Origin of the sequence: Bacillus sp. CFBP9009 (assembly GCF_036541465.1) — a bacterium.
Classification (GTDB): Bacteria; Bacillota; Bacilli; order Bacillales; family DSM-1321; genus Peribacillus.
Genome location: NZ_JAZHFU010000036.1, coordinates 1 through 13154, shown reverse-complemented (window position 1 = coordinate 13154; position 13154 = coordinate 1). Strand labels below are relative to the sequence as shown.

General features: G+C 40.8%; 13 protein-coding genes, 1 tRNA gene, 2 rRNA genes, 1 other RNA gene and 1 other annotated feature. Of the genes, 13 read left to right on the top strand and 4 right to left on the bottom strand.

Features of this window, described 5'->3' with window-relative positions; all coding sequences use genetic code 11:
• Window positions 1-70: ribosomal RNA gene (gene rrf / locus V3595_RS28230) — 5S ribosomal RNA — on the top strand; the annotation flags it as partial.
• Between the two features lie 84 nt (window positions 71-154).
• On the opposite strand, the gene V3595_RS28225 is transcribed toward rrf, so the two are convergent.
• The gene (locus tag V3595_RS28225) at window positions 155-1120 is read right to left on the bottom strand and encodes a YaaC family protein (protein WP_485911234.1); all 966 of its coding nucleotides are present in this window, start codon (window positions 1118-1120) and stop codon (window positions 155-157) included.
• A gap of 111 nt (window positions 1121-1231) precedes the next feature.
• Between V3595_RS28225 and guaB the strand changes: the two genes are divergently transcribed.
• From guaB to V3595_RS28205, 4 genes are all read left to right on the top strand, one after another.
• Entirely contained in the window at window positions 1232-2695 is a 1464-nt protein-coding gene (gene guaB, locus V3595_RS28220) for an IMP dehydrogenase (RefSeq protein WP_101226085.1), read from the top strand.
• A 173-nt stretch (window positions 2696-2868) separates the two neighbouring features.
• Complete coding sequence (locus V3595_RS28215) at window positions 2869-4188, top strand: D-alanyl-D-alanine carboxypeptidase family protein (protein WP_485911231.1); 1320 nt, start codon at window positions 2869-2871, stop codon at window positions 4186-4188.
• 69 nt (window positions 4189-4257) lie between these two features.
• Window positions 4258-4483, top strand: a binding site (T-box leader).
• Window positions 4484-4546: 63 nt separating this feature from the next.
• Window positions 4547-5824 carry a serine--tRNA ligase gene (gene serS / locus V3595_RS28210; RefSeq protein ID WP_485911229.1) on the top strand — a complete coding sequence of 426 codons (1278 nt, stop codon included), beginning with the start codon at window positions 4547-4549 and terminating at the stop codon, window positions 5822-5824.
• 132 nt (window positions 5825-5956) lie between these two features.
• Window positions 5957-6049: transfer RNA gene (locus V3595_RS28205), tRNA-Ser, on the top strand.
• A 120-nt stretch (window positions 6050-6169) separates the two neighbouring features.
• Here V3595_RS28205 and V3595_RS28200 read toward each other — a convergent pair.
• The 3 genes from V3595_RS28200 to V3595_RS28190 form a co-directional block, all read right to left on the bottom strand.
• The gene (locus tag V3595_RS28200) at window positions 6170-6841 is read right to left on the bottom strand and encodes a deoxynucleoside kinase (RefSeq protein WP_076373259.1); all 672 of its coding nucleotides are present in this window, start codon (window positions 6839-6841) and stop codon (window positions 6170-6172) included.
• Window positions 6819-7478 (bottom strand): deoxynucleoside kinase, encoded by a 660-nt coding sequence (locus V3595_RS28195; RefSeq protein ID WP_144481201.1) that lies wholly within the window; start codon window positions 7476-7478, stop codon window positions 6819-6821. The genes V3595_RS28200 and V3595_RS28195 overlap by 23 nt, the downstream gene beginning before the upstream one ends.
• Before the next feature lie 183 nt (window positions 7479-7661).
• Window positions 7662-8207, bottom strand: a complete 546-nt coding sequence (locus tag V3595_RS28190; RefSeq protein ID WP_485911227.1) for a cysteine hydrolase family protein — start codon at window positions 8205-8207, stop codon at window positions 7662-7664.
• Window positions 8208-8346: 139 nt separating this feature from the next.
• Here V3595_RS28190 and tadA point away from each other — a divergent pair, with 139 nt between their 5' ends.
• From tadA to V3595_RS28150, 8 genes are all read left to right on the top strand, one after another.
• Window positions 8347-8853: a tRNA adenosine(34) deaminase TadA gene (gene tadA, locus V3595_RS28185; protein ID WP_485911225.1), complete on the top strand. Its 507-nt coding sequence runs from the start codon at window positions 8347-8349 to the stop codon at window positions 8851-8853.
• 146 nt (window positions 8854-8999) lie between these two features.
• Window positions 9000-9264, top strand: an RNA gene (ffs, locus tag V3595_RS28180) — signal recognition particle sRNA large type.
• Between the two features lie 183 nt (window positions 9265-9447).
• On the top strand, window positions 9448-11136 hold the full coding sequence (dnaX, locus tag V3595_RS28175; protein WP_260358075.1) for a DNA polymerase III subunit gamma/tau: 1689 nt from the start codon (window positions 9448-9450) through the stop codon (window positions 11134-11136).
• Between the two features lie 21 nt (window positions 11137-11157).
• A complete protein-coding gene (locus V3595_RS28170) occupies window positions 11158-11475 on the top strand; it encodes a YbaB/EbfC family nucleoid-associated protein (RefSeq protein ID WP_101226088.1) in 318 nt (105 codons plus the stop codon).
• 60 nt (window positions 11476-11535) lie between these two features.
• Window positions 11536-12132, top strand: coding sequence for a recombination mediator RecR (recR, locus tag V3595_RS28165; RefSeq protein WP_034316264.1), 597 nt, complete (start codon window positions 11536-11538; stop codon window positions 12130-12132).
• A gap of 20 nt (window positions 12133-12152) precedes the next feature.
• Complete coding sequence (locus tag V3595_RS28160; RefSeq protein WP_034316261.1) at window positions 12153-12371, top strand: YaaL family protein; 219 nt, start codon at window positions 12153-12155, stop codon at window positions 12369-12371.
• A 104-nt stretch (window positions 12372-12475) separates the two neighbouring features.
• On the top strand, window positions 12476-12745 hold the full coding sequence (locus V3595_RS28155) for a pro-sigmaK processing inhibitor BofA family protein (RefSeq protein ID WP_375090815.1): 270 nt from the start codon (window positions 12476-12478) through the stop codon (window positions 12743-12745).
• A 340-nt stretch (window positions 12746-13085) separates the two neighbouring features.
• Window positions 13086-13154: ribosomal RNA gene (locus tag V3595_RS28150) — 16S ribosomal RNA — on the top strand; the annotation flags it as partial.

Genomic DNA, 13154 nt, shown 5'->3' with positions numbered 1-13154 from the left:
CGGCAGTTAAGCTCTTCAGCGCCGATGGTAGTTGGGGGTTTCCCCCTGTGAGAGTAGGACGCCGCCAAGCCATTTCAAAAGATCAGCCATTCGGCTGGTCTTTTTTCTTCGTTTAAAACCAGATCAATTCACCAAATGGATGTTTTTGGAAGGGTTAAAGGTGGAACCTTCCGGACTTGATCCATTCAAATATTAAGAATGGCACCTTAGCTTGGCTTATTTTAAGGAATTGAACGATGCAGGGGTAATCATCATTAGGCATGGTTTTCAACAGTTCTGCCCACCATTCTGTTTCATAACGAGCTATTATGCTAAGGTTATAAGAAATCAAATAATGGATCAAAAGTTCAGGTAATGAAAAAGCTGACGAATCTTTATTTAGTGATAGCATGAACTGTCCTTCTGCTAAATTATACCGTATTGGGGAAGTTGCATTATGATTAGGGACGCCATCTGTTTTTAAATGCAGTGTCCCAGGAGCTTCTGAAATACTGTAAACTTGATTCGTTTTAGCTTTCAAAAATTCTTCCAACCGACTGCTGGACATTTGATAGCTATCCAATACCGTTGATGGTAATTGAAAGCCATTCGAAGACGGTAACATGGCGACGAAATTTTTCTTTGAAACCGACCATGTAAAGTTTTGCATGTCTGGGATTTCCTTCATTAATGTTCCCATGGAAAACTTTTCACCTTCCAGATGCTTGATATGAAATAACTTCTCGGCAATGCAGGTGAAAAGTCCATTCTTTTGCGTTTTCACTTCGTCCTTTAAAAATTCATATTGTTGTTTTTTCTTTTTTCTCGTTGTTACCCCATGGGCAAGCATCGAAGTTGATTCCGGATAGTTAGGGTCAATCGTGAGCAGACAAGCCTTTAACAATTGAGCGAATCCATAAAATGTAAGTATTGGTTGTATGGAAAGTGGTGCAATGGCAGCCTGATTATAATAAGTTTTAGCGTGTTCAAGATGGTAAATAAATGGATAACAATTATCGTAACTTTTTATTTCCGCTTCTGCTATTTTTTCGTGCATGTAACATTTTTGTAAAAAAAGTTGTGAGGAAGATGCGGAAAAAAAAGGTGTATATTTATCGAAATTATCATTGTTTTCAGGCATTGCAGCTATCCTCCGAATTAATAGAATAATCAAACTTTTATTTCTCTTCTTGACAGTAGTATGTCCTATTGATAACCTACAAATAATATTTTTAAGCAGGAGGGGAAAATAATGTGGGAAAATAAATTTGCAAAAGAAGGTTTAACCTTTGATGATGTCCTATTAATTCCAGCGAAATCAGAGGTTTTGCCGAAAGATGTTAACCTTCAAGTCAACTTAGCTGAAAACTTAAGGCTCAACCTTCCTATCATCAGCGCAGGAATGGATACCGTGACAGAAGCTGAGATGGCAATTGCCATGGCTCGTCAAGGCGGATTAGGTATCATTCATAAAAATATGTCCATTGAAGCACAAGCTGAACTGGTGGATAAAGTAAAACGTTCAGAAAGCGGTGTAATTACCGATCCATTTTTCTTAACGCCGGATCACCAAGTATTCGATGCAGAGCATTTAATGGGTAAATATCGCATTTCAGGTGTTCCTGTAGTCAACAATATAGAGGATCAAAAACTTGTGGGTATCATTACAAACCGTGATTTGCGATTTATTTCCGATTTTTCCTTGAAGATTTCCAGTGTCATGACTGTAGAGAATCTGGTCACAGCGCCAGTGGGAACTAACTTGGAACAAGCAGAGAAGATTCTTCAAAAATACAAAATTGAAAAGCTTCCCCTTGTGGACGATAATGGAGTTCTTAAAGGACTTATTACGATCAAGGATATCGAGAAAGTCATCGAGTTCCCGAATTCGGCGAAAGATAAGCAAGGAAGATTACTTGCAGGTGCTGCAGTCGGCGTGACCAAGGATACAATGAAGCGTGTCGAAATGCTGGTTAAGTCCCATGTCGATGCAATTGTACTTGATACTGCTCACGGTCATTCAGAAGGCGTCCTTGAAATGGTGAAGGAAATCCGCGGGACATATCCTGAATTGACGATCATTGCCGGTAATGTGGCAACAGCTGAAGGTACGAAAGCATTGATTGAAGCGGGTGCTGATGTAGTGAAAGTGGGAATCGGACCAGGGTCAATCTGTACGACAAGGGTTGTAGCTGGTGTAGGTGTTCCGCAAATCACAGCAGTCTTCGATTGTGCGACAGAAGCAAGAAAACATGGTAAAACGATCATCGCTGATGGCGGAATCAAATACTCTGGTGATATCGTTAAAGCCCTAGCTGCAGGCGGACATGCAGTAATGCTTGGCAGTATGCTTGCCGGTGTAACTGAAAGCCCAGGCGAAACGGAAATTTTCCAAGGCCGCCGTTTTAAAGTGTATCGGGGTATGGGCTCTGTTGCTGCAATGGAAAAGGGATCTAAGGATCGTTACTTCCAAGAAGATAACAAGAAATTCGTACCGGAAGGCATCGAAGGCCGCCTTCCATATAAAGGACCTCTATCAGATACCATTTTTCAGCTGATTGGCGGCATTCGTTCAGGTATGGGATATTGCGGTACAGCCACATTGGAAGAGCTGAGGGAAAACTCTCAATTTGTCAAAATGACTGGTGCCGGATTAAGGGAAAGCCATCCTCATGATGTCCAAATTACAAAAGAAGCACCGAACTACTCAATGTAATGAATTTAACATATAATCGTCATTAAAATTTATTGTTAAAATAGACAGAGTCTGCGATTACTCTGTCTATTTTTTTTATTTTTTCTGTGATAAACTAGACAAGGTGTCAAGGGAATTACATAAAGTTTCTTCTTTGTTATAGAGATTAGCTTAAAAGTTGGAGGTATTGGAAATTGAAAAAAATCAGCAAGATGACCCTCATTTTCACTTTTGTTTTTGTTCTTGTTATGTCGCAATTTGCCTATCAACCGGGGGAAGCTGTTGCTGAATCTGATAATTTGGGTTTAAAAGCAGAGGCAGCCATCATCATTGATGGTGAAACAGGACAAATCGTGTATGAAAAAAATGCCGATAAAGTATTAGGGATTGCATCCATGTCTAAAATGATGACAGAGTACATCATAATGGAGTCAATTGAAAATGGGAAAATCAGTTGGGATCAAAAAGTTAAAATAAATAAATACGTACATGACCTTTCAAAAGCACCCAATTTGTCGAATGTTGGGTTAACGGAAGGTGAAGATTATACAGTTAAGGAACTATATCAAGCTATGGCCGTCTATTCCGGAAATGCGGCAACAGTAGCTTTAGCACAGCTAGTTTCCGGAAGTGAAAAGAGCTTCGTTAAGTTAATGAACGAAAAAGCGAAGGAATTAGGCTTGAAAAACCATAAATTCGTTAATGCCAGCGGCTTGAATAACAGCGATTTATTAGGGCAGTTTCCTTCAGGTGATGAAGATGATGAAAATATCATGACAGCAAAAGATACTGCACTTCTTGCTTATCGTTTAATAAATGATTATCCGGAAGTGTTGAAAATCGCCAGCATCCCTAAATTGAAGTTCCGTGATGGAAAAGAATATCCGAACTTCAACTGGATGCTGCCTGGACTGATATTTGAATATAAAGGCGTAGATGGACTAAAAACGGGATCTACTGACTTTGCCGGATATGGACACACAGGGACGGTTATCCAGGACGGTCAGCGCTATATCACGGTGGTCATGAAGTCCACTAATAAAAACGAACGTTTTGCGGATAGCACTAAGCTTATGAACTATGCTTATGCAACCTTTAAAAAGGAAAAAGTCCTTCCTGCCAACTACCAGGTGAAAGGGAAAGAAACACTTTCAGTAGTGAAAGGCAAGGAAAAAAACGTTAAGATTCAATCTGAAAAAGCGATCGAGCTACTTGTTGAAAATGGTGTGAAAGACAACTATAAAACAGATTTAGTGATCGATAAAAACAAATTGAATGATGATGGTAAGCTGACTGCACCAATCAAAAAAGGTGAAAAGCTAGGGTACATCACAGTCACTCCTAAAAAAGGAGAAGATTACGGGTACATCAACGGAGATCAGGTTAAGGTTAACGTCGTAGCTGCTGAATCTGTTGAAAAGGCAAACTGGTTCGTACTATCAATGCGAGCGGTTGGCGGATTCTTTGGTGACGTATGGAGCAGTGTAGCTTCCACTGTTAAAGGCTGGTTTTAAGTTTCACGTATAAAACGGTTGCGTAATGTATAAAATTATAGTACATTATGGAAAACAAACTGATTATATAAGAAAGCAATGACAGGAAATAGTAACAAGTATTTCTTTCTATAGAGAGCCGATGGCTGGTGAAAATCGGTGTGAGAGTTTTGTGAATCCCTCCTGGAGCAGAGTATGGAAAGCCTTTTGGGTCAGTAAGTACTTTCGGTTAAAAGCCGTTATCGTGATAAGTGGTAGGCGTTTTTAGATAGGCCTTCAACTAGGGTGGCAACGCGGGTTAACTCTCGTCCCTTCTTCAGGGGACGGGAGTTTTTTGCGTTCTTTGATAAAATATCAAAATATTAAGGAGGAACTGAAAATGTTGGATTTGAAATATGTAAGAAATAATTTTGAAGAAGTGAAGCGTGTATTGCAATTTAGAGGAGAAGATTTGACCGATTTAGGTAAATTCGAGGAACTGGATGTAAAGCGTCGGGCTTTGATTGCTGAAACGGAAAAGTTGAAAAGCCAAAGAAATGAAGTTTCACAGCAAGTGGCCGTATTGAAACGGGAAAAAAAAGATGCAGATCAGCTGATTGCCCAAATGCGTGAAGTTGGTGACCGTATCAAAGGATTCGATGATGAACTTCGTGAAGTGGAAGCCCAGTTAGATACATTACTTCTTTCCATTCCGAACATTCCGCATGAAAGTGTGCCTGTTGGTGAGACGGAAGACGATAATGTCGAAATCCGTAAATGGGGAGAGTTACCGGAATTCAAGTTTGAACCGAAACCACACTGGGATGTAGCCGGAGATCTAGGCATCCTTGATTTTGAACGGGCAGCAAAAGTGACCGGAAGCCGATTTGTATTTTATAGGGGTCTTGGTGCTCGATTAGAACGTGCATTAATTAGCTTTATGTTAGACCTTCATGTTGAGGAACATGGATATGAAGAAATGCTGCCACCATATATGGTTAACCGTGCAAGCATGACAGGCACAGGTCAATTGCCAAAATTCGAAGAGGATGCTTTCCGTATTGAAAGTGATGATTACTTCTTGATTCCTACAGCTGAAGTCCCGGTGACAAACTTCCATCGTGATGAAATCATGAGCATGGATGATCTACCGATAAGCTATGCGGCATACAGCGCTTCATTCCGGTCAGAGGCAGGATCTGCAGGTCGTGATACCCGCGGGTTAATTCGTCAGCACCAGTTCAATAAAGTTGAACTAGTGAAGTTCGTGAAGCCGGAAGATTCTTATGCAGAATTGGAAAATCTCACGGGTCATGCCGAGAAGGTCCTTCAATTGCTAGGACTTCCATACCGAGTGCTGAGCATGTGTACGGGAGATCTTGGCTTCACTGCTGCTAAAAAGTATGATATCGAGGTTTGGATCCCGAGTTATGGAACGTACCGCGAAATTTCTTCTTGCAGTAACTTTGAAGCATTCCAGGCTAGACGGGCCAATATCCGCTTCAGACGTGATGCAAAAGGTAAACCGGAACACGTCCATACTCTAAATGGATCAGGTTTGGCAATCGGCCGTACAGTCGCAGCCCTTTTGGAAAATTATCAGCAGGAAGATGGCAGTGTTATTATTCCTGAAGTATTACGTCCATATATGCGCGGTGCGGAAGTCATTAAACCGTAAGACAAAAGGAATCAGCATCTGATTACAGAGGCTGATTCTCCTTTTTATCAAATCTTGAAAATTATTTTAAAAAAACTTTATAGAGGGCTTGACTTTAATTTTAATTCCATGTAATATAATAAATGTTGATACGGAGGTATACCCAAGTCCGGCTGAAGGGATCGGTCTTGAAAACCGACAGGGGAGTCAAATCCCGCGGGGGTTCGAATCCCTCTACCTCCTCCATAACTTATTAATAACCACAGCGCATAAATTGGATATCGATGAATTCCGTTGCAGATATGTAACGGAATTTTTGTTTTCTAATATATTAAAAAACCACCGGATAACCGGTGGTTTTTCTTTTTATACATTTCGCAGCAACTTAGTTTGCTCCATATATTCGGCAATCCGTTTTATAAGAGGTTCGATGCTTGCTTCATCCTGCATAAGGTCATATTCGTTTATATTTAATCGAAGGACAGGGCAGGCGTTGAATTGATCAATCCATTCCTCGTAACGGCCGTGCATTTCCTGCCAATATTCAATTGGGGTATGCTGTTCCATTGGACGGCCGCGTTCTTGGATCCGGTCGAGGATATCATCAAGCGAACCTTCGAGATAGATAAGTAAATCAGGGTGCGGGAAGTATGGCGTCATCACCATGGCATTGAAAAGGCTTGTATACGTTTCGTAGTCCACATCATTCATCGTGCCTTTTTCATAATGCATTTTTGCAAATATCCCGGTGTCTTCATAAATGGAACGGTCTTGGATAAAACCGCCGCCATATTCGAAGATTTTTTTTTGCTCTTTAAAACGTTCAGCGAGGAAATAGATTTGCAGGTGGAAACTCCAGCGATTAAAATCATCGTAAAACTTATCCAGGTAGGGGTTCGTATCAACCTTTTCAAAGGATGTCCTGAATTGAAGGGCATCGGCTAAAGCATTGGTCATGGTCGATTTTCCTACACCAACCGTCCCTGCTATCGTAATGACGGCGTTGTTTGGAATATTATATTTCTTTCGTAAGTTCATTTGACTTTACTCCTTTGTGCAGGGCATTCTCTATTTGGCTGATTATCGTTTTCAAATCATCCTTGTTCCCGACAAAATCCAGCTCATCTCCGTTGAATGTAAGAACAGGTATGTCAGGGTGCTGTTTCTCAAATGCTTCCATGAATGTTCGATAATCCGCGGATAACTGCTCTAAATAAATGGAGGATATATTTTTTTCAAATTCACGACCTCTTTTACCGATTCGGGAGAGAAGAGTATCAAGACTTGCGTTTAAATAAATCACCATATTAGGTTTAGGCATATCCCGTGTTAAAATATTGAATATTTCAAGGTATTTATTGTATTGTCCGTTCTTTAACGTTCGTTCAGCAAATATCAAGTTCTTGAATATATGGTAATCAGCCACCACGGCTTGGTCATTAGTAAGATACTTTTTTTCGATATCTTCCAATTGTTTATAACGGTTACACAGAAAAAACATTTCTGTTTGAAAGCTCCACTCATCAATATCTTTATAGAATTTCCCGAGAAATGGATTTTCATCTACAATTTCCTTCAATAATGAAATTTGAAAATGATCTGCGATAACTTTTGCAAGTGATGTTTTTCCCACGCCGATTGGACCTTCGACGGTAATAAATGGGGTGGATTTCATCCAATCTGTCCTCCTTCAATGAGGTATCAAGCTGAAATTCCCGGTAATTAGGTTTTTCGCCAAGAGATATTGTATCACAGACTTGGGACTTTAGAGACATTTTTGTCAGGTTGATAAAGAAAGAGAATGAAAGAGTGTTATTGGGGGATGTATGTAGGTTAGTGCCCTTGTTCGATTGAATGCTTAAATGTCTTCACTTTCTTTTATGGACGCCTTGAGAACATGTTTCATCATCTTTAATGCGTAATGATTATCTTCCTTTGATGCAGAAGCGATGCAATCCTTCGGAATCCATAATTTATATTCCCGCATATAGGCGTCATTGGCTGTGAATAATACACATATGTTTCCAGCTATTCCGGTAATGATCAGTGTTTCCACGTTTAATCGTTTAAGCAGTGTATTGAGTGCCGTCCCATAAAATGCGGAATGCTTCGGCTTGATGAGAAAGAATTCGTCTTGTTGAGGTTTTATTCTTTCAATTAATGAGGCATTTCCTTCATTCTTACATCTAGCAATAATTTTGTCGAAGTCAGCCTGCCATAAATCATAATGATCGTTGATATAAATGATTGGAAAACCCTTTTCTTTCATTTGCTTTTTTAATTTCAAAATCGGATCGACGATAGGCTTCGTATGTGCAAGGAGAATATTCCCGTATTTGAAATCAAAATCATTGATCATATCAATGATAAGCAATGCAAAAGAAGGCGTTTCAGGTCGATTCATGGTATATCCTCCTGTATTGTGAGAATTTACTTGCGGCACGTATGCCGCATGCGTTACTATTCATTAGAACAAGTAGTATGACCTTTATTTTGTCTTATATTTGTCTGTTTACTCCTACTTAATATAAGGGGGTTTTTTTTTGAAGGATGATGTTTATTACATGAATTTAGCCTTAAAGGAAGCGAAAAAGGCGCAGATGTTGAATGAAGTGCCGATTGGCGCTTTAATCGTAATAGATGATCAAGTTATTTCGACGGGGCATAACCTAAGGGAAACGGAACAGAATGCGACGGCACATGCGGAGCTGCTTGCGATCAATGAGGCTTGCCGTGCTACTGGCAGTTGGCGTCTTGAAGATGCGACATTATATGTAACACTGGAGCCCTGTCCCATGTGTGCTGGTGCCATCTTGCAATCAAGGGTAAAAAGGGTTGTTTTTGGAGCCCATGACCCAAAGGCTGGCTGTGCAGGGACATTCATGGATTTACTCCAAGATGAACGCTTCAACCATCAATGTGATGTAACAAGCGGTGTATTAGGGGAAGAGTGCGGCTGGATATTGACTTCTTTTTTTAAAGAGCTTAGGAATAGAAAGAAAACGTTGAAAAGAGAGCAAGCACTCAAAATTGCCGAGGAAAATAAATAGGTGAAAACGAATGTTGAAGATGAGGCTTTGCTTCATTTGATAAATTTGGAATCAAACTGTCCATGAACAACACTTGCGTTTTTTTTGTTACCTTAGTATAATGAATTATGCGTCGACATGACGCTTTGAAATTGGTATTACTTTTGCCGTGCTAGACGGGGAGGTAGCGGTGCCCTGTACTCGCAATCCGCTCTAGCGAGGTTGAATCCCTTCTCGAGGTTAGCATTCTGTAGGGCCTGCCTTAAGTAAGTGGTGTTGACGCCCGGGTCCTGCGCAATGGGACTCCATGAACCATGTCAGGTCCGGAAGGAAGCAGCATTAAGTGGAAGTTCTCATGTGCCGCAGGGTTGCCTGGGCCGAGCTAACTGCTTAAGTAACGCTTATGGTTGCTAATCGACAGAAGGTGCACGGCAGTTATTTTACATAAACAAAAAACTCATTCGTTTCGGGTGGGTTTTTTTTTATGCCAAGAAGGTAAAGCGCTTGGCATTTTTGAAAAAAATGAGGCAATGATAGAATTTCTTTTTAGACTTTGATATTAAGGAAATCAGTAATGTATAATAAACAAGGTGGAGAAAAAAAGGAGGGATTTCCGTGGGGTATCAAGCATTATACCGGGTATGGCGGCCACAACAATTCATTGATGTAGTCGGGCAGGAACATGTAACGAAAACGTTGCAGAATGCCTTGGTCGGGCAGAAGGTTTCGCATGCCTATTTATTTTCCGGTCCGCGTGGAACAGGGAAAACAAGTGCTGCAAAAATTCTGGCAAAAGCAGTGAATTGTGAGCATGCCCCGACAAGTGAGCCCTGTAACGAATGTGCTACCTGCCGCGGAATCACCGATGGCTCCATATCAGATGTTATAGAAATTGATGCAGCATCCAATAATGGTGTCGAGGAAATCCGTGACATTCGTGATAAGGTCAAATATGCACCGAACGCGGTTACATATAAAGTTTATATCATTGATGAGGTACATATGCTATCACAAGGTGCTTTCAATGCACTTTTAAAGACATTGGAAGAACCCCCGAAGCACGTGATTTTTATATTGGCGACGACTGAACCTCATAAGATTCCACTAACGATCATTTCCCGTTGCCAAAGGTTTGATTTTAAAAGGATCCAGCCTCAAGATATAGTTGGCAGGATGTCACAGATCATCGCAGAAACAGGTGTTTCATGTGATGAACAAGCCCTGCATATCATTGCGAGAGCAGCCGAAGGCGGGATGCGGGATGCACTAAGCCTTCTTGATCAAGCGATATCCTTCAGTTCAGAGACGGTTTCTGTGGAAGATGCATTGACTGTCACCGGTTCTGTTTCGCAGGCGTTTTTAAGCCGGCTGGCAAAAGCTATATATGATAAAGAAGTAGCGGTGGCACTTGAAGTCCTTGAAGAATTGCTGGCCATGGGAAAAGACCCGGCACGGTTCATTGAAGACATGATTTATTATTTCCGTGACATGCTTTTGTTTCAAACGGCACCGGCACTGGCAGAATCCTTCGAGCGTGTTTTGATAGATCCCCAATTTAAGGAATTGGCAGAAGTGATCTCTTCTGAATCGATTTACTCCATTATCGAAAGCTTCAATCAAACACAGCAGGATATGAAATGGACAAATCATCCAAGGATTTTCCTTGAAGTGGCACTTGTGAAGTTATGTAATGAGCAAAGGCCAAATCAAAATGATAACGGGCAGCTGCAGCAGCTGCAGCAGAAAATAGAAGATTTAGAGAAAAAATTGATTGAAATGCAGAAAAATGGCATTCCGGCAGCCATGACAGAAAAGCCTGCAGAGCAGGCTAAGGCGCAAAGGGCTGTTAAAAAGGCATATAAAGCACCTGCAGGAAAGATCAATCAAGTTTTGAAACAAGCTACAAAGCCAGGTCTTAATGCTGTGAAAAGTAAGTGGGGGGAAGTGCTTGAGCAGTTAGGTCAGCAAAACCAAAAGTCATTGGCAGCTTTATTAACGGAGGCAGAACCTGTTGCTGCGTCAACTGAAGCTTTTGTGGTAAAATTCAAATATGATATTCATTGTCAAATGGCAATGGAAAATAACCGTTTCGTGGAAGTGATAGCCTCGATCATGCAGCAATTGACCGGACACCGAATGGAGATAGCTGGAGTTCCGGAGAGCCAGTGGCAAAGGTTGCGGGAGGACTTCATCTCAACACAGCAGTTCGACGGTCCCGAAGAAACGGAATCAAAAGAAGAAGACCCCTTTATAGCAGAGGCTAGGAAATTAGTCGGCGATGATTTACTTGAAATTAAAGAATAATTGGAGGTAAGAAAAATGGGTATGCGCGGTGGTAATATGCAGAACATGATGAAACAAATGCAAAAGATGCAAAAGAAGATGGCAGAGGCACAAGAAGAATTAGGTGAAAAAAAGGTTGAAGGAACTGCTGGCGGCGGAATGGTAACGGTCATCGTGACTGGACATAAAGAAATCGTCGATGTAATCATCAAACCGGAAGTTGTCGATCCGGATGATATCGATATGCTTCAGGATTTAGTTCTGGCTGCGACTAACGATGCTTTGAAAAAGGCGGAAGAACTGACAAACCAAACGATGGGACAATTCACTAAGGGAATGAACCTTCCGGGTATGTTTTAAGCAAGTTCAAAAGAAACTTCCTTTCAGGGGGTTTCTTTTGAAATTTTTAGGAGGAATTCGATGCATTATCCAGAACCAATTTCCAAGCTCATTGACAGTTTTATGAAATTGCCGGGGATTGGTCCTAAAACGGCTGCTCGATTAGCCTTTCATGTACTAAGCATGAAGGAAGATACTGTTTTGGATTTTGCAAAGGCACTTGTTAATGCTAAGCGGAATCTGATGTATTGCTCAGTCTGTGGTCATATTACAGATCAAGATCCCTGTTATATCTGCGAAGATCAAAAGAGGGATAGAAGTTTGATTTGTGTGGTTCAGGACCCTAAAGATGTAATAGCTATGGAAAAGATGAGAGAGTTCAATGGTTTATACCATGTACTGCATGGCAGTATTTCCCCGATGGACGGAATCGGTCCGGAAGATATAAATATTCCTGATTTATTAAAGCGCCTGCAAGATGAAACAGTGCTGGAGGTCATTTTGGCTACTAATCCTAACATTGAAGGTGAAGCGACAGCCATGTATATTTCGCGGTTGCTTAGACCATCAGGGATCAAAGTGACCCGAATTGCCCACGGACTTCCTGTTGGCGGAGATTTGGAGTATGCGGATGAAGTGACGCTATCAAAAGCAATTGAAGGAAGAAGAGAAATATAAGGTAGCTGGGAGGACTTCACTTGTTCTTTCGTAAAAAAAAGAAACTTCGGAATGAATTCAATGATTCATTAATCGAAGAGCTTGAACAGTTGAAATGGAATTGGCATAATCAAAAATCATTACTTGAAAAAAGCGTTGATCCATCTGAGGAAGTAATCGCCCAAACGAGACTGGCGGAAGTGAAATATTTCTACTTATTCAGGGAAGTTAAAAGAAGGAATGTCCGCTTAAAAAGATGATAAGGAAATGGCTGTGAAGGATTTCATATTCCTCATGGCCATTTTTTTCAGTTCTTAATCCATCGTTCCCTTCATATAAGTGTAGTACAAGCTTGCGGGGAGGAATGAGTTTGGAACCAGTTGTCTTTGTTGCCGTAGTTGGCGGCCTGATTTTAATGCTCCTTATTATCGGGGCGCCATTAAGACCCGTCCGATTCATAGGACAGGGGATTATAAAAATCATTATCGGTGCAGCATTTTTGTTCTTTTTGAATACACTTGGGAATCAAGCGGGCATTCATGTTCCCATCAACCCTGTTACCTCGGCAGTCGCCGGCCTGCTTGGAATACCGGGAGTTGCCGCTTTGGCAGCCATTGGTTATTGGATTATCTAAAGGAATTGCGTAGAAGTCATTCTTATGAAAACCTCATGGATATCTCCTTGGGGTTTTTATCATGTTATAGTTTTTTTAAAAAAACTAATTAAACCATTGACGATAACTCATCAACCTGATAATATATTAGGAGTCGCCAATAACGACATCATAAATTGCTCAATCAAAAAACAATATAAAATAGTTGTTGACATTAGATTGGGTAAGTGATAAGATAATAAAGTCGCTTACGAAGTAACGACGATAAATCGCTCTTTGAAAACTGAACAAAACAAAGCGCCAACGTTAAATTTTAAGTGAGCACACACTATTAAAAAAGCAAATGAGCAAGTCAAACATTTCTTCGGAGAGTTTGATCCTGGCTCAGGACGAACGCTGGCGGCGTGCCTAATACATGCAAGTCGAGCGA

Excerpts from the sequence above, each read along its gene's own strand:
- V3595_RS28225 (WP_485911234.1), bottom strand. The coding sequence starts at position 1,120 with ATGCCTGAAAACAATGATAATTTCGATAAATATACACCTTTTTTTTCC.
- guaB (WP_101226085.1), top strand. The coding sequence starts at position 1,232 with ATGTGGGAAAATAAATTTGCAAAAGAAGGTTTAACCTTTGATGATGTC.
- serS (WP_485911229.1), top strand. The coding sequence starts at position 4,547 with ATGTTGGATTTGAAATATGTAAGAAATAATTTTGAAGAAGTGAAGCGT.
- V3595_RS28200 (WP_076373259.1), bottom strand. The coding sequence starts at position 6,841 with ATGAACTTACGAAAGAAATATAATATTCCAAACAACGCCGTCATTACG.
- V3595_RS28195 (WP_144481201.1), bottom strand. The coding sequence starts at position 7,478 with ATGAAATCCACCCCATTTATTACCGTCGAAGGTCCAATCGGCGTGGGA.
- V3595_RS28190 (WP_485911227.1), bottom strand. The coding sequence starts at position 8,207 with ATGAATCGACCTGAAACGCCTTCTTTTGCATTGCTTATCATTGATATG.
- V3595_RS28170 (WP_101226088.1), top strand. The coding sequence starts at position 11,158 with ATGCGCGGTGGTAATATGCAGAACATGATGAAACAAATGCAAAAGATG.
- recR (WP_034316264.1), top strand. The coding sequence starts at position 11,536 with ATGCATTATCCAGAACCAATTTCCAAGCTCATTGACAGTTTTATGAAA.
- V3595_RS28155 (WP_375090815.1), top strand. The coding sequence starts at position 12,476 with ATGAGTTTGGAACCAGTTGTCTTTGTTGCCGTAGTTGGCGGCCTGATT.